At 69.8% G+C, this 25,870-nt stretch carries 23 protein-coding genes and 2 pseudogenes; 19 read left to right on the top strand and 6 right to left on the bottom strand.

The genetic code is table 11. The features are described 5' to 3' along the window. Nucleotide 1 precedes the first annotated feature (1 nt). From AT699_RS15235 to AT699_RS15260, 6 genes are all read left to right on the top strand, one after another. Complete coding sequence (locus AT699_RS15235) at nt 2–994, top strand: Bug family tripartite tricarboxylate transporter substrate binding protein (RefSeq protein WP_024068988.1); 993 nt, start codon at nt 2–4, stop codon at nt 992–994. Nucleotides 995–1,179: 185 nt separating this feature from the next. Then, entirely contained in the window at nt 1,180–2,790 is a 1,611-nt protein-coding gene (locus AT699_RS15240) for a PepSY-associated TM helix domain-containing protein (RefSeq protein WP_024068989.1), read from the top strand. Then, the gene (locus AT699_RS15245) at nt 2,787–3,137 is read left to right on the top strand and encodes a DUF3325 domain-containing protein (RefSeq protein ID WP_006384243.1); all 351 of its coding nucleotides are present in this window, start codon (nt 2,787–2,789) and stop codon (nt 3,135–3,137) included. Before AT699_RS15240 ends, AT699_RS15245 begins: the two co-directional genes overlap by 4 nt. A gap of 139 nt (nt 3,138–3,276) precedes the next feature. Next, a complete protein-coding gene (locus tag AT699_RS15250; RefSeq protein WP_024068990.1) occupies nt 3,277–5,277 on the top strand; it encodes a ribonucleoside triphosphate reductase in 2,001 nt (666 codons plus the stop codon). A 64-nt stretch (nt 5,278–5,341) separates the two neighbouring features. Continuing rightward, nucleotides 5,342–5,524, top strand: a complete 183-nt coding sequence (nrdD, locus tag AT699_RS15255) for an anaerobic ribonucleoside-triphosphate reductase (protein WP_006395259.1) — start codon at nt 5,342–5,344, stop codon at nt 5,522–5,524. Then, nucleotides 5,490–6,281, top strand: coding sequence for an anaerobic ribonucleoside-triphosphate reductase activating protein (locus AT699_RS15260; protein ID WP_024068991.1), 792 nt, complete (start codon nt 5,490–5,492; stop codon nt 6,279–6,281). Before nrdD ends, AT699_RS15260 begins: the two co-directional genes overlap by 35 nt. On the opposite strand, the gene AT699_RS15265 is transcribed toward AT699_RS15260, so the two are convergent. After that, complete coding sequence (locus AT699_RS15265; RefSeq protein WP_006384247.1) at nt 6,272–7,702, bottom strand: aminotransferase-like domain-containing protein; 1,431 nt, start codon at nt 7,700–7,702, stop codon at nt 6,272–6,274. The genes AT699_RS15260 and AT699_RS15265 overlap by 10 nt on opposite strands. 140 nt (nt 7,703–7,842) lie before the next feature. Here AT699_RS15265 and AT699_RS15270 point away from each other — a divergent pair, with 140 nt between their 5' ends. The 6 genes from AT699_RS15270 to AT699_RS15295 all read left to right on the top strand — a co-directional run bounded on the left by AT699_RS15270 (nt 7,843) and on the right by AT699_RS15295 (nt 15,754). Next, nucleotides 7,843–9,132: a hydroxymethylglutaryl-CoA reductase, degradative gene (locus AT699_RS15270; protein ID WP_024068992.1), complete on the top strand. Its 1,290-nt coding sequence runs from the start codon at nt 7,843–7,845 to the stop codon at nt 9,130–9,132. Between the two features lie 94 nt (nt 9,133–9,226). Then, nucleotides 9,227–9,700, top strand: a complete 474-nt coding sequence (locus tag AT699_RS15275; protein ID WP_020927868.1) for a hypothetical protein — start codon at nt 9,227–9,229, stop codon at nt 9,698–9,700. Further along, nucleotides 9,697–11,085 carry a tripartite tricarboxylate transporter permease gene (locus AT699_RS15280; RefSeq protein WP_020927869.1) on the top strand — a complete coding sequence of 463 codons (1,389 nt, stop codon included), beginning with the start codon at nt 9,697–9,699 and terminating at the stop codon, nt 11,083–11,085. The genes AT699_RS15275 and AT699_RS15280 overlap by 4 nt, the downstream gene beginning before the upstream one ends. Before the next feature lie 183 nt (nt 11,086–11,268). Then, nucleotides 11,269–12,426, top strand: a complete 1,158-nt coding sequence (locus AT699_RS15285; protein ID WP_006384251.1) for an NAD(P)H-dependent flavin oxidoreductase — start codon at nt 11,269–11,271, stop codon at nt 12,424–12,426. A 92-nt stretch (nt 12,427–12,518) separates the two neighbouring features. Continuing rightward, nucleotides 12,519–13,160 (top strand): TetR/AcrR family transcriptional regulator, encoded by a 642-nt coding sequence (locus AT699_RS15290; RefSeq protein WP_024068993.1) that lies wholly within the window; start codon nt 12,519–12,521, stop codon nt 13,158–13,160. After that, complete coding sequence (locus tag AT699_RS15295; RefSeq protein ID WP_232254228.1) at nt 13,157–15,754, top strand: PEP/pyruvate-binding domain-containing protein; 2,598 nt, start codon at nt 13,157–13,159, stop codon at nt 15,752–15,754. The genes AT699_RS15290 and AT699_RS15295 overlap by 4 nt, the downstream gene beginning before the upstream one ends. A 27-nt stretch (nt 15,755–15,781) precedes the next feature. On the opposite strand, the gene AT699_RS15300 is transcribed toward AT699_RS15295, so the two are convergent. Together AT699_RS15300 and AT699_RS15305 are read right to left on the bottom strand one after the other, a co-directional pair. After that, complete coding sequence (locus AT699_RS15300) at nt 15,782–17,254, bottom strand: sensor histidine kinase (protein ID WP_054518393.1); 1,473 nt, start codon at nt 17,252–17,254, stop codon at nt 15,782–15,784. Beyond that, nucleotides 17,251–17,982: a response regulator transcription factor gene (locus AT699_RS15305; protein ID WP_024068996.1), complete on the bottom strand. Its 732-nt coding sequence runs from the start codon at nt 17,980–17,982 to the stop codon at nt 17,251–17,253. The genes AT699_RS15300 and AT699_RS15305 overlap by 4 nt, the downstream gene beginning before the upstream one ends. A gap of 197 nt (nt 17,983–18,179) precedes the next feature. On the opposite strand from AT699_RS15305, the gene AT699_RS15310 reads away from it, so the two are divergent. The 3 genes and pseudogenes from AT699_RS15310 to AT699_RS32485 all read left to right on the top strand — a co-directional run. Next, nucleotides 18,180–18,818 carry a cytochrome b/b6 domain-containing protein gene (locus tag AT699_RS15310; RefSeq protein WP_024068997.1) on the top strand — a complete coding sequence of 213 codons (639 nt, stop codon included), beginning with the start codon at nt 18,180–18,182 and terminating at the stop codon, nt 18,816–18,818. Between the two features lie 10 nt (nt 18,819–18,828). Then, nucleotides 18,829–19,620: a molybdopterin-dependent oxidoreductase gene (locus AT699_RS15315; RefSeq protein ID WP_024068998.1), complete on the top strand. Its 792-nt coding sequence runs from the start codon at nt 18,829–18,831 to the stop codon at nt 19,618–19,620. Nucleotides 19,621–19,662: 42 nt separating this feature from the next. After that, a pseudogene (locus AT699_RS32485) lies at nt 19,663–19,830 on the top strand (pentapeptide MXKDX repeat protein); the annotation flags it as partial. Here AT699_RS32485 and AT699_RS32490 read toward each other — a convergent pair. Further along, a pseudogene (locus AT699_RS32490) lies at nt 19,786–20,088 on the bottom strand (pentapeptide repeat-containing protein); the annotation flags it as partial. The pseudogenes AT699_RS32485 and AT699_RS32490 overlap by 45 nt on opposite strands. Between AT699_RS32490 and msrB the strand changes: the two are divergent. Both msrB and msrA read left to right on the top strand, forming a co-directional pair. Then, the gene (msrB, locus tag AT699_RS15325) at nt 20,087–20,584 is read left to right on the top strand and encodes a peptide-methionine (R)-S-oxide reductase MsrB (protein ID WP_024069000.1); all 498 of its coding nucleotides are present in this window, start codon (nt 20,087–20,089) and stop codon (nt 20,582–20,584) included. The pseudogene AT699_RS32490 and the gene msrB overlap by 2 nt on opposite strands. A 34-nt stretch (nt 20,585–20,618) precedes the next feature. Beyond that, complete coding sequence (msrA, locus tag AT699_RS15330; protein WP_020927877.1) at nt 20,619–21,305, top strand: peptide-methionine (S)-S-oxide reductase MsrA; 687 nt, start codon at nt 20,619–20,621, stop codon at nt 21,303–21,305. Nucleotides 21,306–21,455: 150 nt separating this feature from the next. On the opposite strand, the gene AT699_RS32380 is transcribed toward msrA, so the two are convergent. Then, nucleotides 21,456–21,578, bottom strand: coding sequence for a hypothetical protein (locus AT699_RS32380; RefSeq protein ID WP_024069002.1), 123 nt, complete (start codon nt 21,576–21,578; stop codon nt 21,456–21,458). A 195-nt stretch (nt 21,579–21,773) separates the two neighbouring features. Here AT699_RS32380 and AT699_RS15335 point away from each other — a divergent pair, with 195 nt between their 5' ends. Then, a complete protein-coding gene (locus AT699_RS15335; protein WP_024069003.1) occupies nt 21,774–24,578 on the top strand; it encodes an autotransporter family protein in 2,805 nt (934 codons plus the stop codon). A 163-nt stretch (nt 24,579–24,741) separates the two neighbouring features. Next, nucleotides 24,742–25,242, top strand: a complete 501-nt coding sequence (locus AT699_RS15340; RefSeq protein WP_006387192.1) for a hypothetical protein — start codon at nt 24,742–24,744, stop codon at nt 25,240–25,242. A 66-nt stretch (nt 25,243–25,308) separates the two neighbouring features. Here AT699_RS15340 and AT699_RS15345 read toward each other — a convergent pair whose 3' ends face one another. Beyond that, on the bottom strand, nt 25,309–25,860 hold the full coding sequence (locus AT699_RS15345) for a Dps family protein (RefSeq protein WP_006387193.1): 552 nt from the start codon (nt 25,858–25,860) through the stop codon (nt 25,309–25,311). Between the last annotated feature and the right edge of the window lie 10 nt (nt 25,861–25,870).

The following is a 25,870-nucleotide window of genomic DNA, read 5'->3' on the forward strand; positions in this document are numbered from 1 at the left end:
CATGATCGCCCGACTCCGCGCCGCCGCGCTGGCCTGCCTTTCGGCCCTTGCCCTGCAAGCCACCCTGGCCGCCCCCGCCGCGCACGCCGCCTATCCCGAACAGGCCATCAAGCTGGTGGTGCCGTTCACGCCCGGCGGCGCCACCGACGCCGTGGCCCGCCTGCTGGCCAACCGGCTGTCGGGCAAGCTGGGCCAGGCCGTGATCGTCGAGAACCGCCCCGGCGCGTCAACCGTCATCGGCGCCAACGCCGTGGCGCAGGCGCAGCCCGACGGCTACACGCTGATGCTGTCGGGCAGCACCACCTACACCGTGCTGCCGGCGCTCAAGCGCGACCTGCCCTACGATCCGCGCCGCAGCTTCGCGCACATCGCCATCGTGGCCCTGGCGCCGGTGGTGCTGCTGGCGCAGAACAGCCTGCCGGCCGAGACCGCGCAACAGGCGGCCGAGCTGGCGCGCGACAAGACCGCCGGCGGCGGCCTGATGTACGGCACCTTCGGTCCAGGGTCGGCGCCGCACCTGGTGGGTGAAATGTTCGCCGAGGCCGCGGGCGCCAAAATGACGCCGGTGCCCTACAAGGGCAGCGCGCAGTTCATCACCGCGCTGATCGGCGGCGAAATCACGCTGGGCGTGGACACCGTGTCGTCGGCCGCGCCGCAGGTCAAGGCGGGCAAGGTGCGCGCGCTGGCCGTCACCGGCGAACACCGCGTGCCGCAGTTGCCGGACGTGCCGACCTTCATCGAAAGCGGCCTGCCCGGCGTCTCGATGGTGGGCTGGTACGGGCTGGTGGCGCCGGCTCGCACGCCGCCGCCGGTGCTGGACACGTTGAACCGCGCGGTCGCGGACATCATGGCCGACCCGCAGGTACGCCGCGCCATCGCCGACCTGGCGCTGGAGCCGGTCTACCTGGACGGCGCCGCCTTCACCGCGCGCATGGAACAGGAACTCAAGACCTTCGGCGAAGTGGGCCGGCGCGCCGACATCAAGCTGGACTGAAGCGCCCGCCCCGCGCGGGCGCCGGCGGGCCACGGTCCGCCGGCACGATGGCGTCGGGAATCGTCCTATTCCGACCCCATTTCGACTAGAATCGGAACCATTCTCAATAAAAGACCCGCGGCAGGGCTCGCGGCGGCGTCGATAGAAGAAAGAGGCGCGTTCTGAAACCCAGTTTCCGTTTGTCCATGGCCTGGCTCCACACCTGGGTCGGCCTGTGGTTTTCCTGGCTGCTGTTCGCCGTCTTCCTGACCGGGACGCTGGCGGTGTTCGCCGAACCCATCACCCACTGGATGACGCCGGAGCACCATGCGGCCGAGGCCGAAGCGGCGGCGCGCGAGCCCGTGAAGGTGGATCGCGCGCGCCGGCTCGATCTGGCGGTGCAGTACATGGCGCGGCATCACGCCGGCGCCGGCATGTGGGAGATCTGGCCGGTCAACCGCCACCACGACAACGGCCTGGTGGCCTACTGGTTCGACTCGAACGGCGCATACGCCGACGCCGAACTCGACCCCGAGACCGGCCGCGAACTGGACGAGGACCACCACGAGGCAGGCCGCGCCACCTTCGGCGGCGACCACTTCGTCGACTTCCACTACAACCTGCACGCGCAGCCCCTGGGCCTGTGGATCGTGGCCTTCGCCGCCATGGCGATGCTGGTGGCGATGGTTTCCGGCGTGGCGACGCACAAGCGCATCTTCAAGGACTTCTTCACCTTCCGCGCCAGCAAGGGCCAACGTTCGTGGCTGGACGCGCACAACGCCACCGCGGTGCTGACCCTGCCCTTCCAGTTCATGATCGCCTATACCGGCATCGTGATCTCGGCCTTCACGCTGATGCCAGCGCCCATCGCGGCGACCTATGGCCCCGGCGCCGAGGCCGCCCGCCTGTACCTGGCCGAACTGGCGCGCGAAGACCAGCCCCCGCTGACCGCCACCGCGCTCGCCGTGCCGGCCCTGGAACCGCTGGTCGCGCGCGCCGAACGGTTGATCGGGCAGACCGCGCGCGCCATCGTCATCAACAACCCCGAAGACGGCTCGATGCGGATCGCGGTCTATGGCTGGAACGAGGAGGCCGACCAGAACGTCCATATCAGCAGCACCACCGGCATGGCGGAATTCTCCGCCGCCACCGGCCAATTGCTGCGCCTGCGCGCCCCCGGCGGCGTCGAGGGCGGCGCCGCGCCGTTGACGCGCCAGGTGATGTCCGACCTGCACATGGTCAAGTTCGGCGGACTGGCGATGAAATGGCTGTACTTCGTGTGCGGCCTGGCCGGCAGCGCCATGATGGGCACCGGCGCGGTCTTGTTCATGGTCAAGCGCCGCAACCGGATGGGCGACGAATTCGGCGCCGCCACCGCGCGCGTCTACCGCCTGATCGAAGGCCTGAACGTGGCCGCGCTGGCCGGCCTGGCGATCGCCTGCGTCGCCTACCTGTGGGCCAACCGGCTGTTGCCGGTGTCGCTGCCGCAGCGCGCCGGCTGGGAACTGCGCGCCTTCTTCATCGTCTGGGCGCTGACGCTGGCCCATGCCTGGCTGTGCAGTCCGCGGCGCGCCTGGCTGTGGCAGCTGGGCCTGCTGTCGGCGCTGTGCCTGCTGCTGCCGCTGCTGTCCCTGCTGACGCTGGGCGACCATCCGCTGGCGCAGATCGCGCGCGGCGACTGGGAAAGCGCCGGGGTCGAACTGACGGCCGTGGCCATAGGCGTGGCGGCCGGCTGGGCCGCGCTGCGGCTGGGCCGCAAACCGCTGTCGGCGCCGCCGCCGCGCGATACGCGCGCTTCGCGGGAGGCCACGGCATGAATCTCAACGACGCCTTCGGCATCGCCATGGCGCTGCTGCTGACCTATTCCGGCATGGCCTGCCTGAGCCTGGCGATGCCGCGCCATTACGACCAGGTCTGGGGCCGCGATCCCTCGGCCGGCCATTCCCGCGTGCTGCGCGGCGCGGGCATCCTGCTGTTGCTGCTGGCGCTGCTGCCCTGCGTCGGCCTGTGGGGCAACACCGTGGGCGTGGTGGCCTGGCTGGGCTGGCTGTCGGCCGGCGCGTTGCTGTGGGTCGGCATGCTGTCGTGGTCGCCGCGCCCGGCCATGGGCACCGCCGCCCTGGCGCTGGTGATCTCGCTGGCCGGGGTCGGCTTCGGTTTCTAGGGCCGCATTGCGTCCGCGCCGGCCCGGCCGGGGCCGTTTGACCGGCATCAAGACAAGCCGACAAACGCCTCGATAGCCGGGCTTTCGACACCATAGGTGGTGGTAGAGTTTTCCTACCCCACAACATATGGTGTCAGCGATGCAACTCCAACACATCCTCAAGCGCGACGGCCGGGTCGTCGCATTCGACCGCGACAAGATCGCCGCGGCCATCGCCGCCGCCGGCCGCGGCACCGGAGAACTGGACGCCGACGTCGCGCAGGCGCTGACCGGCGCGGTGATCGAGGCGCTGGCCGCCGAAGGCAACGTCTGCCCCGGCGTGGAGACCATCCAGAACCAGGTCGAGGAAACGCTGGTCAAGGCCGGCTACTGGCGCACCGCCCGCGCCTACATCGTCTACCGCGAACAACACGCCCGCCTGCGCGCGCTGCGCCACACCCTGGTGGACGTGGAAAGCGCCATGGAGGAATACCTGGAACAGCGCGACTGGCGCGTCAACGCCAACGCCAACCAGGGCTACAGCCTGGGCGGGCTGATCCTTAACGTGGCCGGCAAGGTCACCGCCAACTACTGGCTGTCCAACGTCTTCACCCCCGAGGCCGGCCAGGCCCACCGCGATGGCGACATCCACATCCACGACCTGGACATGCTCAGCGGCTATTGCGCCGGCTGGTCCCTGCGCCAGCTGCTGACCGAAGGCTTCAACGGCATCCCCGGCAAGATCGAGGCCACGCCGCCGCGCCACATGTCGGCGGCCATCGGCCAGATCGTCAACTTCCTGGGCACGCTGCAGAACGAATGGGCCGGCGCCCAGGCCTTCAGTTCCTTCGACACCTACATGGCGCCCTTCATCCGGCGCGACGCGATGACCTACACCGAGGTCAAGCAGTGCATGCAGGAACTGATCTACAACCTCAACGTGCCCAGCCGCTGGGGCACGCAGACGCCGTTCACCAACCTGACCTTCGACTGGACCTGCCCGGCCGACCTGAAGGAACAGATCCCCTACGTCGGCGGCGAGGAAATGCCGTTCGCCTATGGCGACCTGCAGGCCGAGATGGACATGATCAACCGCGCCTACATCGAGGTGATGATGGCCGGCGACGCCAAGGGGCGCGTGTTCACCTTCCCGATTCCCACCTACAACATCACGCCCGACTTCGACTGGGACCACCCCAACACCGAGCGCCTGTTCGAAATGACCGCGCGCTACGGCCTGCCGTACTTCCAGAACTTCCTCAATTCCGACCTGGAGCCGCACATGGTGCGCTCCATGTGCTGCCGCCTGCAACTGGACCTGCGCGAACTGCTCAAGCGCGGCAACGGCCTGTTCGGCTCGGCCGAGCAGACCGGGTCGGTGGGCGTGGTGACCGTCAACTGCGCCCGCCTGGGCCACACCTGCCGCGGCGACGAGGCAGCGCTGATGGCGCGCCTGGATCACCTGCTGGGCCTGGGCCGCGACGTGCTGGAAACCAAGCGCAAGGTGGTGCAGCGCTACATCGACCAGGGGCTGTACCCGTACACGCGGCGCTACCTCGGCACGCTGCGCAACCACTTCAGCACGCTGGGCGTGAACGGCATCAACGAGATGATCCGCAACTTCAGCGGCGACGCCGAGGACGTCACCACGCCGGCCGGCCATGCGCTGGCGGTGCGCCTGCTGGATCGGGTGCGGGCGCGCATGACCGAGTTCCAGGAAGAGACCGGGCACCTCTACAACCTGGAGGCCACGCCCGCCGAAGGCACCACCTACCGCTTCGCCCGCGAAGACCGCAAGCGCTACCCCGGCATCCTGCAGGCGGGCACCGAGGCCCAGCCCTACTACACCAACTCCAGCCAGCTGCCGGTGGGCCACACCGACGATCCGTTCGAGGCGCTGGCCCTGCAGGAGTCGCTGCAGGGCAAGTACACCGGCGGCACCGTGCTGCATCTGTACATGAACGAGGCCGTGTCGTCGGCCAGCGCGTGCAAGGAACTGGTGCGGCGCGCGCTGTCGAATTTCCGGCTGCCGTACATCACCGTCACGCCGACGTTCTCGATCTGCCCGAACCACGGCTATCTGGCCGGGCACCACGAGTTCTGCCCGAAGTGCGACGCCGAATTGCTGGCCAGGCAGGCGTCTTGCTGCGCGCCGGCCTGACCGCCGCTGTCGACCGCTTTTTTCCCCGGGCGATCCCCGCCCGGCCTTTCCCCAAGGAGCCGTTATGCAAACCGTGATCTCTCCCGAAGCCGCCGCCCCGCAGGCGCTGCGCCTGGACGACAGCCAGCGCGTGCGCTGCGAAGTCTGGACCCGCGTCATGGGCTACCACCGCCCCGTGTCTTCCTTCAATACCGGCAAACAAGGCGAATTCAATGAACGCCGCTTCTTCGTCGAACAACGTGCCTGAAGCGGCCGGCGGCCGCAAGGCCGCCCCCGCCCGCCACCCACCGCGCATGGCCTATGCCGCGCCGCCGCGGTCGGCGGCCCAGCCGCTGCCGCGCCATTCCCCGGCGGTGGGCGGGCTGACGCCGTTTTCCACCGTGGACTGGCCCGGCACGCTGGCCGCCGTCATCTTCATCGCCGGCTGTCCGTGGCGCTGCCACTACTGCCACAACCCCGAACTGCAGACGCGCAACGCGCGCTACGACTGGCGCGACGTGCGCGCCTTCCTCGACAACCGCCAGGGGCTGCTGGACGCCGTGGTGTTCTCCGGCGGCGAACCGCTGAGCGAGCCGCGCCTGCCGTCGATGATCCGCGAGGCGCGGCGCATGGGCTATCGCATCGGCCTGCACACGGCCGGCATCTATCCGCTGCGGCTGGCCGACGTGCTGCGCTACCTGGACTGGGTCGGCCTGGACATCAAGGCCGACGCGCAGGGCTATGACGACATCACCGGCCGGCGCGATTCGCACCGCCCGGCGCAGGCCTGCCTGACGCAGTTGCTGACGGCCGGCGTGGATTTCGAATGCCGCATCACCTGGCATCCCGACTGGCTCGACGAGACCCGGTTGCTGGGATTGGCGCGCGAACTGGCGCGGCGCGGCGTCAAGCGCTTCGCGGTGCAGGGCGCGCGCAGCTGCCCCAGCACGCCGCCGGCGCGGCTGCTGGGCACGCAGGCACAGGCTTTGCTGCGCGGCTGGTTCGAGGAATTCGCCTACCGCTGAGCGCTGGCGCGTCCCAGGCGCGCCGCCAGCGCCGCGTGAAAGCGCGGCGACGCCACCGCGCCCACATTGCAGCGCGACCACGGCGACACGGCGGTCGGGTCGACGCTGAACACCCGGCCCGGCGCCATGATGACCTTCTCGGGCATCAGGTCCTGGGCCAGCGCCAGCGAATTGTCCACGCCCGGAAACGCCGACCACAGGTACAGCGAGCTGGTGGGCCGCGCGTAGACCTCGGCGCCCAGCGAATCCAGCACCCGCAGCGCGTCGCCGGTGGCCGCCTCCAGCCGCTGGCGCAGGCGCACCAGATGGCGTTCGTAGTGGCCGTCGCGCAGCATCACGTCGACCATGCGCTCGCAGTATTCCGAACTGCTGACGTGCACCAGCGCCTTCAGGTCCGCCAGATCGCTGGCCAGGCCCGCGCCGCAGGCGATGAAGCCGACCCGCAAGGCCGCCGAGAACGACTTCGAGAAACTGCCGATGTAGACCGTGCGTTCCAGCTGATCCAGCGCCGATAGCCGCACCGCCGAGGTCGGCTTGAAGTCGGCCAGCGGGTCGTTCTCCACCACGATCAGGTTGTAGCGCTCGGACAGCTGCAGCAGCTTGTAGGCCTTGGCTGGCGAGATGTCCGAACCAGTGGGATTGTGCGCCAGCGACTGGGTGAAAAAGAGGCGCGGCTTCTCGCGCTGCAACAAGGCCTCCAGCGCCGCCAGGTCAGGCCCGTCCGCCAGGCGCGGCACGCCCAGCATGCGCACGCCCGCCAGCTTGAGCTTGCCGAACAGCGGGTAGTAGCCCGGATCGTCCACCAGCGCCGCCGCGCCCGGCGGCAGGAAGTAGCGGATCACCAGGTCCATGGCCTCGTTGGCGCCGTGCGTCAACACCAGTTGCGACGGCGCCGCGCTGATGCCGACGTCGCCCAGCTTGCGCACCAGGCTCTCGCGCAGCGGCGCGTAGCCGAAGCGGCTGCCATAGCGGAACAGCGTGCCCAGGCCGGTGCGCACCACCTTCTGGTGATAGCGGTCCATGCGCATGTCGGCCAGCCATTCCACCGGCGGGAAACCGTCGCCGGCGGCGATGGCGTCTGGTTGGGTCTTGAGCTGCTCGCGCATCAGCCAGACGATGTCCATGGCGCGGCTCAACTGGCCCGGCTCCTCGTCGGCGGCGCGCCGCGCCGGTCCGGTATCGAGCACGTAGAAGCCCGAGCCGCGGCGCGGTTCCACCAGCCCGCGCGCCACCAGCATCTCGAACGCCACCACCACGGTGTTCTTGGCGTAGCGGTGCAATTGCGCCAGCTCGCGCAGCGATGGCAATTTATCGCCCGGGCGGTAGACGCCCTCGGCGATCTGGCGCCCGATCAGGCGCGCCAGGCTTTCGGCGATGGGCGCGGCGCGCGGGGCGCGGCCCGGGGAGTTATCGGCGTCCACGGCGTGGTTTCCAGCGGGAAAAAGTCGAAAATTGGTGCAGTGCGATGGTACTGTTCGCCCAAACTGTACCTCTGAATGCCGGTACAGTTTACCTAGAATCTGGCCACCCAATTCTTAGATTTCCGATGGAGACACATGCCATGGTGGCCGATTCACGCCTGCCCAACTTCCGCGCCCTCACCCCCGCCCAACGCCTCGCCGCCATCGCCGACGCGGCCGGCCTGACGCCCGAGGAACGCCAGCAACTGGCCGAACCGGGCGCGCTGGGCCTGGACCGCGCCGACGGCATGATCGAGAACGTCATCGGCGCCTTCGAGCTGCCGCTGGGCGTGGCCGGCAACTTCCAGGTCAACGGCCGCGACGTGCTGGTGCCGATGGCGGTGGAAGAACCGTCGGTGGTGGCGGCCGCCTCGTTCATGGCCAAGCTGGCGCGCGAGAATGGTGGCTTCGAAACCTCCAGCACCCGGCCGCTGATGCGCGCCCAGGTGCAGGTGCTGGGCCTGACCGATCCGCACGGCGCGCGCGTCGCCCTGCTGCGCGAGCGCGAGCGCATCGTCAAGCTGGCCAACAGCCGCGACCAGGTGCTGATCGGCCTGGGCGGCGGCTGCCAGGACATCGAGGCGCACGTGTTCGCCGACACGCCGCGCGGCCCGATGCTGGTGCTGCACCTGATCGTCGACGTGCGCGACGCCATGGGCGCCAACACCGTCAACACCATGGCCGAGGCCGTGGCGCCGCTGGTCGAGGAGATCACCGGCGGCACGGTGCGGCTGCGCATCCTGTCCAACCTGGCCGACCTGCGCCTGTCGCGGGCCCGCGTGCGCCTGACGCCGCAAACGCTCGACACCAAGGACCGCAGCGGCGCCGAGATCATCGAGGGCGTGCTGGACGCCTACGTGTTCGCCGCCACCGACCCGTACCGCGCCGCCACCCACAACAAGGGCATCATGAACGGCATCGACCCGGTCATCGTCGCCACCGGCAACGATTGGCGCGCGGTCGAGGCTGGCGCCCATGCCTACGCCTGCCGCGACGGCCGCTACACCTCGCTGACGCATTGGGAAAAGGACGCCAGCGGCGCCCTGGTCGGCACGCTGGAAATGCCGATGCCGGTGGGCCTGGTGGGCGGCGCCACCAAGACCCATCCGCTGGCGCGGCTGGCGCTCAAGATCATGGCGGTGCGCTCGGCCCAGGAACTGGGCGAGATCGCCGTGGCCGTGGGCCTGGCGCAGAACCTGGGCGCGCTGCGCGCCCTGGCCACCGAGGGCATCCAGCGCGGCCACATGGCGCTGCACGCGCGCAACATCGCGCTGACGGTGGGCGCGGTGGGCGCCGAAGTCGACCAGTTGGCCCGCCGCATGGCCGAGGAAAAGGACGTGCGCGCCGACCGCGCGCTGGCGCTGCTGGAGGAACTGCGGAAACCGGCCTGACGGCGCGGCACGGCCGGCGCAGGCACGCCGGCCGCACAAGAACAGAGGCGGCGCCGGGAACCTCCCGCGCCACCCGTCCATCAAGGAGACAGACATGGAAAGAGACAGCAAGGCGTCCGCCGGACGCCTGGCCGAAGTATGGAACGACACGGTCGACCTGCGCCACCTGGCGTGGGCCATCGCCATCGGCATCGCCGTCAGCGTGGCCGGCTTCTACGCCGCCAGCGGCTGGCTGCGCGACAAGGTCGCCTCGCCCGAACTGGCGCATGCCTACGCCATGCTGGCCGGGCTGGCCGGCTGCGTGCTGGCGGGCGTGATCTGCGCCCGCCTGTTCCCGCCCAAGCGCGAAGTGGTCGAGCACAGCGCCTCGCACGATCCGGCCTGGCGCGCCGAGGTGCTGGCCGAACTGGCCGCGCAACCGGGCGGCCTGGGCACGCTGGCCGACCTGCCGCCCGCGGTGGTCAAGGAGCTGAAGGAACTGGACCTGTACGAGCTGTTCGCCGCCCCCGCCGCGGCCCCGGCGCCGCAGGGCCGGCCGCAAAACGTGCGTGAAGAGGTGCCGGCATGAGCGATCCCGTGTTGCTTGAACAGATCATGGTGGCCGCCGGCATGGGTCTCCTGGGCGCGGTGGTGTTCGCCGCCATTGGCCTGGTGTCCGGCACCGACGAGACCACCACGCTGGCGCCGCTGACGCTGCTGGTGGTGCTGCTGGGCGTGCCGCCCGCCGGCGTCTTCACCTTCTTCCTGGCCGGCGCGGTGGCCAAGCACATGACCCACGCGGTGCCGACGGCGCTGCTGGGCATCCCCGGCGACACGCTGGCCACGCCGCTGCTGCAGGACGCCAACATGCTGCGCAAGCTCGGCGTGCCGCACATCGCGCTGCGCAAGATGGTGTCGGGCGCCATCGTCGCCGCCTTCGTGGCGGTGCCGCTGGCGGTGCTGTTCGCCGTGCTGCTGGCGCCGTTCGGCGGCGCCATCACCAAGTCGGCGCCGTGGATCTTCCTGGCCGCGGCGGTGCTGATCGCCTATTTCTCGGCCGGCCGCTGGGCCGCGGTGGCGCTGCTGGTGCCGTTCGTGGTGGTGATCGTGGCGCTGCAGAGCCTGACCGCCAAGTACGGCGTCAAGCTCAGCATCAGCTACTTCCTGGGCATCGCCATCGGCCCGCTGATCGCCGACCTGTTCACCGTGATCGCGCCGCAGGGCCGCGCCAAAATGATGCGCGACAAGGTGCGCACGTTCTCGCTGGCGCCGGACGTCAAGGGCTGGTCGGGCTACTTCCCCAACCCGCTCAAGGTGATGGACCGCATCCAGACCCGCTGGACCCTGGCCACCGCCACCATCTCCAGCGCCACCTTCGTGTTCAGCCCGGTGGCGATGACGGTGGTGCTGGGCGAACTGGTGGGCTCGCGCGTCAAGCACGCCTATCACCGCCTGACCACGGTGCTGAGCGCGCGCAACGGCGTCACCGAGGCCACCTACATCGCCGAGGCCCTGATCCCGCTGATCGCTTTCGGCCTGCCGCTCAGCCCGGTGGCCGCCGGTCCGGCCGCGCCGCTGTTCAACGCGCCGCCGCGCTTCACGGTGGATGCGGCCAGCGGCCAGACCCACAACCTGCACAACCTGCTGAACCACTGGGAGTTCCTGGGCTACGGCATGCTGGCGGTGCTGCTGGCGGCGATCGTGTCGTATCCGTTCGCCATGAACTTCGCGCGCCGCGCCGCGCTGTTCGTGTCGCGCAAGGTCAGCCACGAGGCCATCATCGCCACCTTCGTCGGCCTGATCATCGTGATCAGCGTGTGGGAAGGCCAGTTCCTGGGCCTGCTGGTGATCCTGACCATGGGCCTGTTCGGCGGCCTGCTGTCGCGCCTGTTCGGCTTTAACACCGGCGTGCAGTTCATGGGCTACTACACCGCCGTGCTGACGGTGCCGGCGCTGGTCAAGCTGGTGGCGTGATTCACCGGCGGCAAGGGGCGGAGCCGCCGTGCTCCGCCCCTTTTTTGCTTTTGCGGCGACCGCGTCCGGGCGCGGCGCCTTCATCCCCCCCGATTTCCCCCGCCCGCTTGATCCCGCGCAAGGCGGCGCGGCATGCCTTGCTCTAGCCTCGGAGCCACTGTTCCCAATAAAGGCTCCCATTTCATGACGTGGTTCAAATCCCTCACACTCGCCGGACGCGAATTGCTGCCCATCGTCCAGGGCGGCATGGGCGTCGGCGTATCCGCCCATCGCCTGGCCGGCGCGGTCGCCAGCCAGAACGCGGTCGGCACCATTGCCAGTGTGGACTTGCGCCATCACCATCCGGACCTGATCGAGCAGACCGAGGACTGCCGCGACCGCGAGCAGATCGACAACGCCAACCTGGTGGCCCTGGACCGTGAAGTGCGCGCCGCGCTCGACACCTCGCAGGGGCGCGGCGTGGTGGCCGTGAACGTCATGAAGGCGGTGCGCGACCATCCCGCGCTGGTGCGCCAGGCCTGCGAAAGCGGCGCCCAGGCCATCGTCATGGGCGCCGGCCTGCCGCTGGACCTGCCCGACATGACCGCCGACTATCCCAAGGTGGCCCTGGTGCCGATCCTGTCCGAAGCGCGCGGCGTGGCGGCGGTGCTGAAGAAATGGATGAAGAAAGGCCGCATGGCCGACGCCGTGGTCATCGAGCACCCCGGCTACGCCGGCGGCCACCTGGGCGCGGCCCGCCTGGACGACATCCACGATGAACGCTTCGACTTCAAGCGCGTGCTGGCCGAATGCCGCCAGTTGTTCCAGGACCTGCAACTGGGCCGCGACGCCCCGCGCCTGATCGTGGCCGGCGGCGTCGGCAGCCATGAACAGGTACGCCACTGGCTCGGCAACGGCGCCGACGGCGTGCAGGTCGGCACGGCCTTCGCCGTGACCCGGGAAGGCGACGCGCACGAGAATTTCAAGCGCGTGCTGATGGAAGCCGACCCCGACAAGCTGGCCGAATTCACCAGCGTCGCCGGCCTGCCGGCCCGCGCCGTGCCGACGCCCTGGCTGACGCGCTACCTGCGCCAGGAAAAGACGCTGCAGGAAAACACCCGCTGCGACGCGCGCCGCTGCAGCCAGCGCATGGACTGCCTGACGCAGTGCGGACTGCGCGACGGCATCGCGCGCTTCGGCCAGTTCTGCATCGACCTGAAGCTGGCCGCCGCCATGCGCGGCGAAGTCAGCCGCGGCCTGTTCTTCCGGGGCGCCTCCAAGCTGCCGTTCGGCGACGCCATGCGCAGCGTGCGCGAACTGATGGACTACCTGCTGAACGGCAGGATGCCGACGGCGGCCTGACCGGCCGGCCCGCGGCTGCCTCCTTCATACGGGGCCGGGAAAATTATTGAACGACGTATAATCTTATTTTTCGTTCAATAATTTCCCGCCCCATGTCCCTCGCCGATCCGCACGACTCCCCTGCCCCCGGCCTGCGCGAGCGCAAGCGCCAGCAGACGCTGGACCATCTGTCCCAGACCGCCTACCGCCTGTTCGAGACCCTGGGCTACGAGGTCGTCACCATGGAGCAGATCGCGGCCCAGGCGGACGTTTCCAAGGGCACGCTGTACAACCATTTCCCGGTCAAGGAAGCCCTGCTGGCGCACCGCTTCCACGCCGAGCTGGCCGCCAGCATGGTGGACCTGCTGCCCAGGCTGCGCACGGTGCCCGGCTTTGCCGCGCGGCTCAGGCGTGTCCTGCACGCCTCCGCGCATTGGTCCGAAGCCAACCGCGCCTATCTCGGGCCCTACCTGCGCTACCGCCTGTCGACCCTGCGCCCCGACGCCCAGGGCGACGGCCGCTCGCCGCGCAGCGGCTTGCAGACGCTGTTCCACAGCCTCATCACGCAAGGGCAGCAGGCGGGCCAATTGCGTGCCGACCTGCCTGCCGACCTGCTCACGCACCAACTGCAGTTCCTGCACCTGGGCGCGCTGCTGCGCTGGCTCGACCTGCCCGGCGCCAGCCTGCGGCGCGAATTCGATGCGCTGCTTTCATTGTTCCTGCAAGGCGCGGCGCCATCCGGGAGCGCCGCGTGACCACCGCGGCCATCCTGGACTGGGCCGCCGCCCGCGAGGCTGGCGTCGCGGGCGCGGGCGGCAAGGGCTGGCAGTTGGCGCGCATGGCGCACCTCGGGGTTCCGGTGCCGCCGGGCTTCGTGCTGGCGGCGTCCGCCAGCCTCGCGCGGCGCCCCGGCGAGCCCGTGGCCGACGCGCTGGCGCAGGCGCTGCACGAGGCCCTGCGCCAGCGCGGCTGGCTCGACCTGCCCCTGGCGCTGCGCTCCTCGTCGCCCCAGGAAGACGCGCGCACCGCATCGTTCGCCGGCATCCATCTGTCGTGCCTGAACGTGCGCGGCGCGGCGGCGGCCGTCGACGCCGCGCGACACATCTGGGACTCGGCCTGGTCGCCGCAGGCGGACGCCTACCGCCAGCGCCTCGGCCTGCAAGCCGAAGAACGCCCCATGGCCGTGGTGGTCATGCCCCTGCTGCCCGCCACGTCCTCCGGCATCGCCTTCACCTGCGACCCGCTCGGCGGCCGCCTCGATCGCATGGTGATCCACGCCAACTGGGGCCTGGGCGAATCCCTGGTGGGCGGCCAGGCCGAGGGTGACGAATACCACTTGCACGCGGATGCCCGTCAATTGGCCTGGCCCCTGGCCCGCCAACGCATCGGCGCCAAACGCCGCGCCAGCCTGCCCGCCACTGGCGGCGGCACACAACTGGTGGAGCAGTCGGCGGCGCGGGCAGCGCAGCCCGTCCTGACGCCCGCGCAGGTGGACGCGCTGGCCGCCCTGGCGCGCGACGCCGCCCGCGCCCTGGACTATTCCGGCGCCCCTTACGACCTGGAATGGGTCCACGACGGCCAGGATTTCTGGATCGTGCAGGCCCGGCCCGTCACCGCCATGGCGCGTCACACCTACCCCGGCCTGCAATCGCAACCTTCCTACTGGTCGCGCGGCAATACCCGCGAAGTGCTGCCTTTGCCCATGTCCGCGCTGGAATGGGACGGCGGCCGCCTGATGGCCGAGCGCATGCTGACTCGCGGCTTCGAACTGAGCGGCTACCGCACGCTGCCGGGCGCGCGCCTGGCGGCAATGTTCGACGGCCGCGTCTACCTGGACGCCTCCGTGATCCAGTGGGTCGGCCACGATGCGCTCGGCATCGCCCCGAGCGCCATGAACGCGCTGCTGGGCGGCCCGCAGCCCGAGATCCAGGTGCCCGCGCCCGGCCTGGCGCAGCGCTGGCGCCACGCACTGCGCATGCTGCGCTACCTGCGCCGGGCCGGGCCGCTGCGGCGCCGCGCCGACGCCGACCTGCCGCGCCAGTTCGCGCGGGCGCGGGCCTGGCTGGATGAAACGCCGCCGGCCGACAGCGCGGCGCTGGGCGCGCGCCTGCTGGAGCAATTCCGCACCGTGGCCGCCGCCGACGACCTGTTCTTCCTGCAAGGCTCGGGCGGCGGCGCCCTGTCCAAACTGCTGGAATGGGTGGAACGCGCCCGTCCCGGCCAAGGCCATGCGCTGACCGCGGCGCTGATGGCCGGCGGCGAACCCAGCGTGACGGCGGCCCAAAGCTATGACCTGATGGCGCTGGCGCAACGGGCGGCGCGCGAACCGCACACCCTGGCCTGGCTGCGCGAGCCGGGCCGCGATGGCGCCGCCTGGGCCTGGCGCCTGCCGCCGGACAGCGCCTTCCGCCAGGCGCTGGCGGATTTCCTGGGGCGCTACGGCCATCGCGCGGTGTACGAAACCTATCTGCGCAATCCGCGCTGGCGCGAAGCGCCCGACTACCTGCTGGACAGCGTGCTGAACCTGATCGGCGCCGACCCCGCGGCGCTGCGCGCCCGCCAGGAACGGGCCGCGCGCGAGGCATGGCACGCCGTGCGCGCCGCCCTGCCCTGGTGGCAACGTCCGCTGGCCGCGAAGCTGTTGGCGGCCGCGCGCCGTGAAGGCGCCCAGCGCGAAGCCGCGCGCAGCGTGCTGGTGGCGTACCTGGCGGCGGCGCGCCGCAGCGCGCTGGAGCTGGGCACGCGCATGCGTGGCGCGGACGGCCTGGCGGCCGCCGACGACATCTTCCACCTGACCGCCGAAGAGATCTTCGCGCTCGCCGCGGGCCGTCTCGCCCCCGCGGCCGCCGCGCGCCGCGCCGCCGACCGGTGCGCGCGCCTGGCGGCGTGGGCCGAAGCGCCCGATCGCGACGTGATCGTCGAATACGGCGAGGCGCCCCCGGTGGTCGCGCCCGCCGCGCCGGTCGGTGGCAACGCCTCCTGGCGCGGCACGCCGGTCGCCAGCGGCCGGGCGCAGGGCCCCGCCTTCGTCGCCCAGGATCCGCACGCGGCGCTGGCGATGCCGGCCGGCGCCATCCTGGTGGCGCCCTCCACCGATCCGGCTTGGACGCCGCTGTTCCTGCGCGCCGGAGCGGTGGTCATGGAGGCCGGCGGCTACCTGTCGCACGGCGCCATCGTCGCGCGCGAGTTCGGCATACCGGCCGTGGTCAACGTGCAGGGTATCCTGCGCCAGGTGGCCAGCGGCGACTGGCTGGAGGTCGACGCCGCGCGAGGCACGGTGCGGCGCCTGCCGGCGCCCGCCGGCGCGGCAACCCCCGACGGCGGCCCGCCGCGGCCTCGGCAGCCTTAGCGGAGGTCGCCGTCGGGCGGCGTCGGCTCAGCGCGCCGCCGGCAGGTCGAACTCGAATACCGCGCCGGGCTCGGGCCGCTCCACCAGCCGGATGTCGCTGTGGTGCAGTTGCAGGATGCGGTGCACGATCACCAGCCCCAGCCCGCCGCCATCGCGCGGCCCGTTGGCCAGCACCGAGGCGCGGGTGAACAGGCCGGCGCGCAAGGCTTCGGGAATGCCCGCGCCGTTGTCGCTGACCCGCACCTGCACGCCGCCGCGCACCGCGCCCAGGCGCAGCTCGATGCGCCCGCCCGGGGCCGTGTGGCGGATGGCATTGTCCAGCAGATTGGTCAGCACCCGCTCGATCATGCCCAGGTCGGCGCGCACCGGCGGCAGTTCCTGGTCGATGGCGGTGGTAAGCCGCTGCTGGCGCGCCTCGGCGGCCAATTCGAATTTCTGGATCACATCCTGCGCCAGCTCGGGCAGCGAGAACGTTTCAGGCTCCAGCCGCACCAGCCCGGACTCCAGCCGCGCCAGCTCGAACAGTTCCTGCGCCAGCCGGCCGACCTTGCGGCTCTGCGCCAGCGCGATATCCAGGTAGCGGCGGCGCTCGCCGGCATCCAGCGTTTCGTCCTTGAGCCGCAGCGTTTCCAGATAGCCGTGCAGCGAGGTCAGCGGCGTGCGCAGGTCGTGCGAGATGTTCGCCACCAGGTCGCGCCGCTGCTGGTCCTGGCGTGTCAGTTCGCGCCACTGCTCGGAGATGCGCCGTCCCATCTGCACGAAGCTGCGGCGCAGCAGCGAAATCTCGTCGCCGCTGGTATCGCCGGCGTCGGCCGGCTTTTCCAGCGCTGCCAGCGCGCGGCCGCCGTCGTCGCCGAAGGCGCGCACCGCGCGCGTCAGCCCCCGCAGCGGCCGCGTGATCAGGCCGAATGCCGCCAGGCCCGCCACCAGGCCCAGCAAGGCCACCAGCGCGATCGACCACAGGGTGGTGCGCAGCACCGCGCTGCGCGAGGCCGCCATGGCCAGCGCGTCGTGCGCCTGGCCTTGCAGCACCACATAGACATAACCCTGCTCGCGCCCCGCCACGCGCACCGGGGCGGCCGAGAACACCTTGGCGGTATCCAGGTGGCGCGGATCGTCGCCCGCGATCGGCAGCGCCCCGCCCGCCAGGAAGCGGCGCACCGGCGCCAGATCCACGCGGTCGCGCTTGATCTGCCCGGGCGGCGCCGCGTCGCCGACGATGCGGCCGTCGTTGTCCAGCAAGTAGACCTCGACCGCCGGATTCACCATCATCAGCATCGAGAACAGCGAGCGCACCGCCTCCGGCTTCCAGCCATTGGCGTCCATCAACTCGTTGGTGCCGGCGATGTGCTGCGCCAGGCCGCTGGACAGCCGCTGCACCACTTCCTGTTCGTAGCGCAGGTTGGCCGAGATCTGCAGCCAGGCCGACGCGCCGCAGCAAGCCAGCAGCAGCAAGGCGAACACGGCCGACAGGCGCTGGGTCAGGGTCAGGCGCTTCATGGCGTCGGCTCCGCCGGCGCGCCCGGCGCCGCCGCGAACTTGTAGCCGCGGCCCCAGACCGTCAGGATGCGCTGCGGATTGGACGGATCGGCCTCGATCTTGGTGCGCAGCCGGTTGATGTGGGTGTTGACGGTGTGCTCGTAGCCCTCGTGCTGGTAGCCCCAGACCTGGTTCAGCAGGTCGAGCCGCGAGAACACCTTGTCCGGATTGCGGGCGAAGAAATGCAGCAGGTCGAACTCGCGCGGCGTCAGCTCCAGCCGGCGCTCGTCGACCGAGGCGGTGCGGGCGATCGGGTCGATGGCCACGCCGTGCTGGCGCAGGCTGCCGGCGTCGATGCGGGCATTGCGCTCCAGCGCCTCGGTGCGGCGCAGCAGCGCGCGCACCCGCGCCACCAGCTCCAGCATCGAGAACGGCTTGGCCAGGTAGTCGTCGGCGCCCAGTTCCAGGCCGAGGATGCGGTGCACCTCGCTGGAGCGGGCGCTGGTGATGATGATCGGGGTGTAGCGCGTCATGGCGCGGGCGCGCTTGCAGATTTCCAGGCCGTCGATGCCGGGCAGCATCAGGTCCAGCACCAGCGCGTCCCAGCCGCCCTCTTCGAGCCGGCGCATGCCTTCGTTGCCGTCGGCGGCGTGCTCGACGGCATAGCCCTCGTCACGCAGGTGCAGGCGCAGCAATTCGGCGATGTGGGCGTCGTCTTCGACGATCAGGACGCGGCGGGGCGTATCCATAGGGGCTCGGTGCAAGGGTGGCGGCCGGGGCCGCGGACAGCGCCGGGCGCGGGCGATCCGCCCCCGGCAGCGCTATTGTCGCCAATCCATGGCCGGCGAGTTATCACATTTATTTTAAGTTTGCGTGAGGACTTCGATATCGGCGCCGGGGAAGAATGGCTGCAACGACAACAACCGCCTCCCCGAGGAGCCCCGCCATGATGGCCACGCCCGCCACCCCAGACGCCCCCGCCGCCCCGGCGCCCGACAGCCGCGGCCCGGTCCATCCCGGCTGGCTGCGCATCGTGCATTGGCTCAATGCGCTGGCCGTGGTCATCATGGTGACCAGCGGCTGGCGCATTTACAACGCCGCGCCGTTCTTCGACTTCACCTTTCCCAACGGCGCCACCCTGGGCGGCTGGCTGGGCGGCGCGCTGCAATGGCACTTCGCCGGCATGTGGCTGCTGCTGGTCAACGGCCTGCTCTACCTGGGGCTGAACCTGACCACCGGCCGCCTGTGGCGCAAGTTCTTCCCGGTCGGCCCGCGCGGCGTCGCCCGCGACTTGGCCGCGGCCCTGCGCGGCAAGCTGTCGCACGCCGACCCGCGCCACTACAACCAGGTGCAGCGGCTGGCCTATCTGTTCGTCATCGCGGATATCACGGTGCTGGTCCTGTCGGGCCTGGTGCTGTGGAAGTCGGTGCAGTTCGACACCCTGCGCACGCTGCTGGGCGGCTATGAATTCGCGCGCCGCATCCATTTCTTCGCCATGGCGCTGCTGGTGGCGTTCGTGGCGGTGCACCTGGTCATGGTGGCGCTGGTGCCGCGCAGCCTCATCGCCATGATCCGCGGCAAATAAGGAGACCCTCGTGAGCGCAAAACGACGCCTGTCGCTGCTGGGCCTGGACGGCCCCGCCATCCTCAAGGAAGCCGTGAAGATCCTGGACAAGCGGGTCGAGGCGCCCTCGCGCCGGGCCTTCCTGCGCCGCGGCCTGACGCTGGGCGGGCTGGCGATGCTGTCCGGATGCACGCTGTCCGACGACGAAAACGTCGAAAAGGCGCTGACCGCGGTGTCGCGCTTGAACGATCGCGTGCAGGGCTGGATCTTCGACCCGAACAAGCTGGCACCCACCTACCCGGAATCGATGATCACCCGCCCGTTCCCGTTCAATGCCTATTACGGCATCGACGAGGTGCGGCAGGTCGAGGAAGAGAGCTTCCGGCTGGAAGTCACCGGCCTGGTGGCGGACAAGCGCCGCTGGCGGCTGGACGAGCTGCGCGCCATGGCGCAGATCGACCAGGTCACGCGCCACATCTGCGTCGAAGGCTGGAGCGCCATCGGCAAATGGGGCGGCGTGCCGTTCTCGGCCTTCCTGAAGCGCGTGGGCGCCGACCTGACGGCGAAGTACGTCGGCTTCAAGTGCGCCGACGACTACTACACCAGCATCGACATGCCCACCGCATTGCATCCGCAGACCATCCTGGCGCTGACCTACGACGGCAAGACGCTGCCGCCGGAGTACGGCTTCCCGATGAAGCTGCGGATGCCCACCAAGCTTGGCTACAAGAACCCCAAGCACATCCAGGCGATTTTCGTCACCAACACCTACCCGGGCGGTTACTGGGAGGACCAGGGCTACAACTGGTTCGGCGGCAGCTAGGTGCTTTTTTCTTTCCACCACGACACACCAGAGGAACGCATCATGAAGACACTCACCACCGCCGCATTTTCGCTGTGCCTGGCCTTTGGCGCGGTTGCCGCGCACGCGGCCGACAACATGTCCAAGGACGGCATGGCCAAGAGCGGCATGTCGAAAGATGGCATGTCGAAGGATGGCATGTCGAAGGACGGCATGGCCAAGGATGGCATGTCGAAGAACTCCATGTCCAAGGACGGCATGTCGCACGACGGCATGAAGAAGGACGGCATGGCCAAGGATGGCATGTCGAAAGACGGGATGTCCAAGGGCGGTATGTCGAAGGACGGCATGTCCAAGGGCGGCTCCATGAGCAAGGACAGCATGGGCAAGTAGGCCAGCCGACCGCCCCGTCGGCGCCGGCCCGGCCGCGCCGACGGCCGGCCCGCGGCCACGCGGCCCCCATGAGCCATTCACCGAGGAACTTCCCATGAAACTGACACGCAGGCATTTCCTGGGCGCGAGCGGTGTATTCGCCGCCGCCGGCCTGGCGCCGCTGCTGGCCGGGCGTGGCGCCCGTGCCGCGCAGCCCCGCGCCTATCCCTATGCCCTGAGCGACGCCGAATGGCGCGCCAGGCTGACCAAGGCGCAATACGAGGTGCTGCGCCAGGAAGGCACCGAACGGCCCTACACCAGCCCGCTCAACGACGAGCACCGCGCCGGCACGTTCGCCTGCGCCGGCTGCGCCCAGAAGCTGTTCTCGTCGGCCACCAAGTTCGACAGCGGCACGGGCTGGCCCAGCTTCTGGCAGCCGCTGGAACGCGCCGTCGACACGCTGGAAGACCGCAGCTTCGGCATGACCCGCACCGCCGTCAATTGCAGCAACTGCGGCGGCCATCTGGGCCACGTCTTCGACGACGGGCCGCGCCCGACCGGACTGCGCTACTGCATGAACGGCGTGGCCTTGAGCTTCACCCCGCGGGCCTGACCTGGGCCGCCTTTTTTTTCGAGGATTGCGCATCATGCCCCTTCTTTCCCTCTCCCGCGCCACGCTGGCCGCCGCCGGCGCCCTGTTCGCCCTGGGCTCGGCCGGCGCCGCCGAAACCGCCTTCGTCATTCCGCCGCCCGCGCTCGACGCCCCGGCCGGCGCGGCCCAGGAAAAGGCCGTGATCGCCGGCGGCTGCTTCTGGGGCGTGCAGGCGGTGTTCCAGCACGTCAAGGGCGTCACCTCGGCGGTCTCCGGCTACGCCGGCGGCCAGGCGTCCACCGCCGACTACGACACCGTCAGCGGCGGCCGCAGCGGCCACGCGGAATCCGTCGAGATCACCTACGACCCCAGCCAGGTCAGCTATGGCCAGCTGCTGCAGATCTATTTCTCGGTGGCGCACGATCCCACCCAGCTCAACCGCCAGGGTCCGGACAGCGGCACGCAGTACCGGTCCACGGTGTTCCCGGCCAATGACGACCAGCGCAAAGTGGCCGAGGCCTACATCGCGCAACTGAACAAGTCGGGCGTCTACCCAAAGGCGCTGGCGACCACGGTCGAGCCGCTCAAGGGCTTCTATCCCGCCGAGGGCTATCACCAGGACTACCTGGTGCGGCATCCGTACAGCATGTACATCATGGTGAACGACGTGCCCAAGGTGGAGAACCTGGCCCGGACCTTCCCGGCGGCGTACCGCGACAAGCCGGTGCTGGTGAATCCATAGACGGTCGGCGGCGTTGGCCACGCCTGGCGACGGCATGTCGGCCTGGCGGGCGCCGCCGCATCCGGCCGGCGGCGCGCCGCCCGCTGCCGCCACGCGGCAATTCGACAAGCCGGCCAATCCAGCCGGATAAATAATAAAAACGAATGGATTTCAAAAATCGGGAATCAGCAGTTTTCGTGTCTGAAACATAATATCGAATGTATCAATTCCCGCCATTTTGATAATGCGGCCGGTATCCAAAACTCCAATAAAAACAAGGCGGTTGGTATCCATTCATATTGATTACCTCGATTTGGATGGTATCTCGGGGATAATTTTTTATTTTGCAAAAAAGCGGGTATAAATTGCGTCCTTTTTCTACGGGCCAGTCGAATCCATACAAAATATTTCCGCGCACGGAAACCGTATTTCCGCGGGCGGATACGCATGGATTCCACACGCTGGGCCGCGACAAAAAGGATCCCAGTCTTGACTTACCGCACGAACAAGTGGCTGACGGCCACGGTCGCATTGAGTACCTCCTGCTGCGGCGCCGCCATGGCCGCCGACCTGACGGTGACGTCCGGCAATACCCAGGTGTTCGACGGCTCGGCCAGCCTGCCGGGCGGCATTGACGTCAACGGCGGCACGCTGGTGGTGGGCGGCAACGGCGGCGGCGCCGGCGTCACCCTTGCCGGCAACGTCAACGCCGCGTCGAACGGCACGGTGTCGGGCTTCGGCACGATCGACGGCAATCTCGACGTGACGGGCGCGCGCGTCGCGCCCGGGTACCCGGTCGGCACGCCGACCGGCGTGTCCAACGGCAACCTCGTCGTCAAGGGCGACCTGTCGATGAACAACGCCGTGTTCGATTTCGAGACCGGCTACGCGGGCCTGCCGATCACGCAACCCGGCACCGGCGACAACATCACGGTCGGCGGCAACGTCGCCCTGAACAACACCACGCTGAACGTGTCGGTCAACACCCTGGGCGTCAACGCCGGCTATTACCGCATCCTGTCGTACGGCGGCACATTGAGCGGCAACGGCCTGACGCTGGGCACGGTCAGCGGCGACTCGCTGCCGGCCGCGACCATCCAGTCGCTCACCGGCGACAAGCAGATCAACCTCATCCTGGGCCCCAGCACGACCAATCTGTGGAACGGCAACGGCGTGGCGTCGGCGACCCGCGCGGGCGGCGGCAACGGCACCTGGAGCGCCGCCAGCGCCAACTGGAACAGCCCGGCCAATGCCACCGGCGCGCTGCCCGACGGCGGCTACGCCATATTCGCGGGCGCGACCGGCACCGTCACGGTGGATGGCGGCGCCGGCCCCGTGCGCGTGTCCGGCATCCAGTTCGCCACCGACCGCTACACCCTGCAAGGCGCGCCCATCACCCTGGTCGGCAACGGCGGCAATCCGCCGGCCCTGGTGGTTGGCGACGGCACCTATGCCTCCGGCCAGTTCGTCGACACCATCCACAACCCGCTGCAAGGCACGCAAGGCTTCGTCAAGACCGGCCCGGGGTCGCTGATCCTGACCGCCGACAGCAGCGGCCTGAGCGGCCCCATCCTGATCGCCGACGGCGCCCTGGAAATCGACGGCAAGTTGAACGGCCCCGTCGACATCGGCCGCGAAGTCGTGCTGGCGGGTGTCGGCCAACTCGGCGCCACCACGCTCTACCCCACCGCCGTCATCGCGCCCGGCAATGACGGCTCGCCCATCGGCACGTTGACGATCAACGGCAACCTCACCTTCGGCGCGGACACGATCTATCGCGTGCACGCCGACCCGGCCAGCAGCGCGAGCGATCGCATCCACGTCACCGGCATCGCCAGCCTGGACGGGACCGTGGCGCACATCGGGCCGGCCGGCAACTATGCGCCGCGCGCCACCTACAACATCCTGACCGCCGACGGCGGCATCCAGGGCCGCTTCACGGGCGCCTCCAGCGCCTATGCCTTCCTTACGCCCACGCTCAGCTACGACACGAAGAACGCCTACATGACGCTGACGCGCAATGACGTCCCGATCGGCAGCATCGGCAATGGCGGCAACGAAAGCAGCGTGGGCGAAGCCCTCGACAAGGAAGACCCGCCCGTGGCCGGCACTGGCTCGTCGTCCAACGGCAACGGTTCGCCGTCCAACGGCAATGACGCGTCGCCGGGTGGCGGATCGGCCGTCATCGGCAGCGGCAACGCGTCGGTCCAGGGTTCCGGCGCGCGCCAGGTGACCACGGCGGTGCTGTCGATGACGGCGAACGAAGCGCGATCGGCCCTCAAGCTGCTCGCGGGTGAAGCCTACGCGAGCACCGCCTCGGTGCTGCAAGGCCAGGCGGACACCGTGCGCGCGCTGCCGCTGGAGCACCTGCGCGGCAACCTGGACGCGCCCATGCGCGCCGGCCAGCCCACCGCCCAGCTGGGCTCGCCTTCCGCCGACGCCCTGCCGCAAAGCGGCGCCTCGCCGCTCTGGGCCCAGGCCTTCGGCAACTGGAGCACGCTCGGCGGCGACGGCAACGCATCGAGCGTGAAGCAGTCGGCCGGCGGCTTCTTCGTCGGCGGCGACGGCGCGGTCGGCGGCGGCTGGCGCCTGGGCGGCGCGCTCGGCTACACGGGCAGCCACAGCTCGGTCGCCGATGCCGCGTCGCGCACCGACGTCGACAGCTACACCGCGACCCTGTTCGGCGGGCGCAACTTCGCGGCCGGCCCCGGCCACGTCCGCTTCATGGCGGGCGCGGCCTACACCTGGCACGACATCGACACCAAGCGCAACGTGGCCGCGGGCAGCCTGAACCAGCAGCTCAAGTCGTCGTATCGCGCCTCGTCGACCCAGGTGTTCACCGAACTCGGCTACCACCTGCCGCTCAATGACGCCTACGCCATCGAACCCTTTGCCGGCCTGGCCTGGAACCAGCTGCGCACGCGCGATTTCGAGGAATCGGGCGGCAGCGCCGCGCTGCGCGGCAAGGGCGGCTCGGACGACGTTACCAGCACCACGCTGGGAATGCGCGGCTCATGGCGCTTCGACTCGCACGGCGCGCCGGGCCGCCTGACCGCATCGCTGGGCTGGCGCCACGCCATGGGCGACGTGAAGCCGCGCCAGGAGCTGGCCTTCGACGGCGGCAGCACGTTCTCGGTGCGGGGCGTGCCGATCGCGCAGAACGCCGCCGTGGTCGGGCTGGGCGCCGAAATGGCCATCACGCGCAACACCACCGCGGGCGTTGCCTACGACGCGCAGTTCGGCGGCGGCAACCGGCAGCAGTCGGGCCTGTTCAAGCTGGCCATGCGCTTCTAGGCCAGCGCCGGCCAGGCCGCGGGCGTCGCGATCGTGACGTCCGCGGCACGCCGCGGCGCCGGGCGCGGGCAAACGGCGCCGCCATTGCGCTACAGTGCGGGGGTGCCGCGGGCATCCATGACTGCCGCGGCCTTGAATCCATGCATCCAGGAAAAGCACCGCAGTGAATGACTCCCCCACGCCGGACACCGACGTGTCCGAATACCGCAAGGAACAGACCGCCACGCTGTGGCGCGACGACGGCTGGACCGCGCGCATCATCAAGAACGAGGACGACGACGGCTGGGCCGTCGAGATGACCCTGGACGGGCAGGCCGAACCGGCGCTGGTGGGGCCCTGGACCATGGGCCGCGACAAGAAGAACCCCAAGCCGCTGGACGGCCCCGCGTTCTCCACCCTGGTCAAGACCGCCAACGAAGTCCTGCGCCGCCACGAACAGCAGTTGCACGCCACGCTGCACAAGAGCGTGAAGATCGACGGCGCCAACGGCCGCCTGACGATCAAGCTGGACATCGTTCCGGACGAAGACGAGCCCTACGCCGTGCTCAGCGCCTACGATGAATCGGGCGACGAATTGGCCCGGATCCAGGTTGCGCCGACGTACAAGCTGAACGTGCGGCGCGCCCAGGAATGGGCCAGCGGCGGTTTTGGGCGGGACGGCTGACGCCGGGCCCCGCCACATGAAGGGCGCCGGGCGGCGTGAGCGCCCCCGGGCTCTCGCAAGCGCCGCTCAATGGCCGGTGCTGTCGCCCTGCCGGCTGGCCTCGAACAGGAACCAGGTACGCCGCTCGGTCTCGTCGATCCAGTTCTCGATCAGGCTGGAGCTGGCGATGTCGCGATGTTCGTCGGTAACGTTGTGGGCCTCGCGCAGCGTGGCCGCCAGGGTCTTGTTGTCTTCGCGCAGCTCGGCCAGCATGTCGAGCGGCTGCACGTAGTCGGCGTCGTTGTCGGCAATGCGCTGGCTGCGCGAGATATGGCCGATGGAACGCAGCGTGGTGCCGCCGATCTTGCGGATGCGCTCGGCGATCGGATCGGTCATGGCGAACAGTTGGTCGCCCTGTTCATCGAGCAGCAGATGGTAGTCGCGAAAATGCGGCCCGCTGACGTGCCAATGGAAATTCTTGGTCTTCAGGTACAGCGCGAACACGTCGGCCAGCACCTGGTTCAGCACCGCGGAGATGTCGCGGGTGGCGGCGGCGGCCAGGTCGGTGGGGGTCGCCAGCGGACGCTTGCGCAGCGTCTTTGCCGCCTTGGTGGTCTTCTCATTCAGTTTCTTGGCCATGAATCGCAGC

Source organism: Achromobacter xylosoxidans (genome assembly GCF_001457475.1).
GTDB lineage: Bacteria > Pseudomonadota > Gammaproteobacteria > Burkholderiales > Burkholderiaceae_B > Achromobacter > Achromobacter xylosoxidans.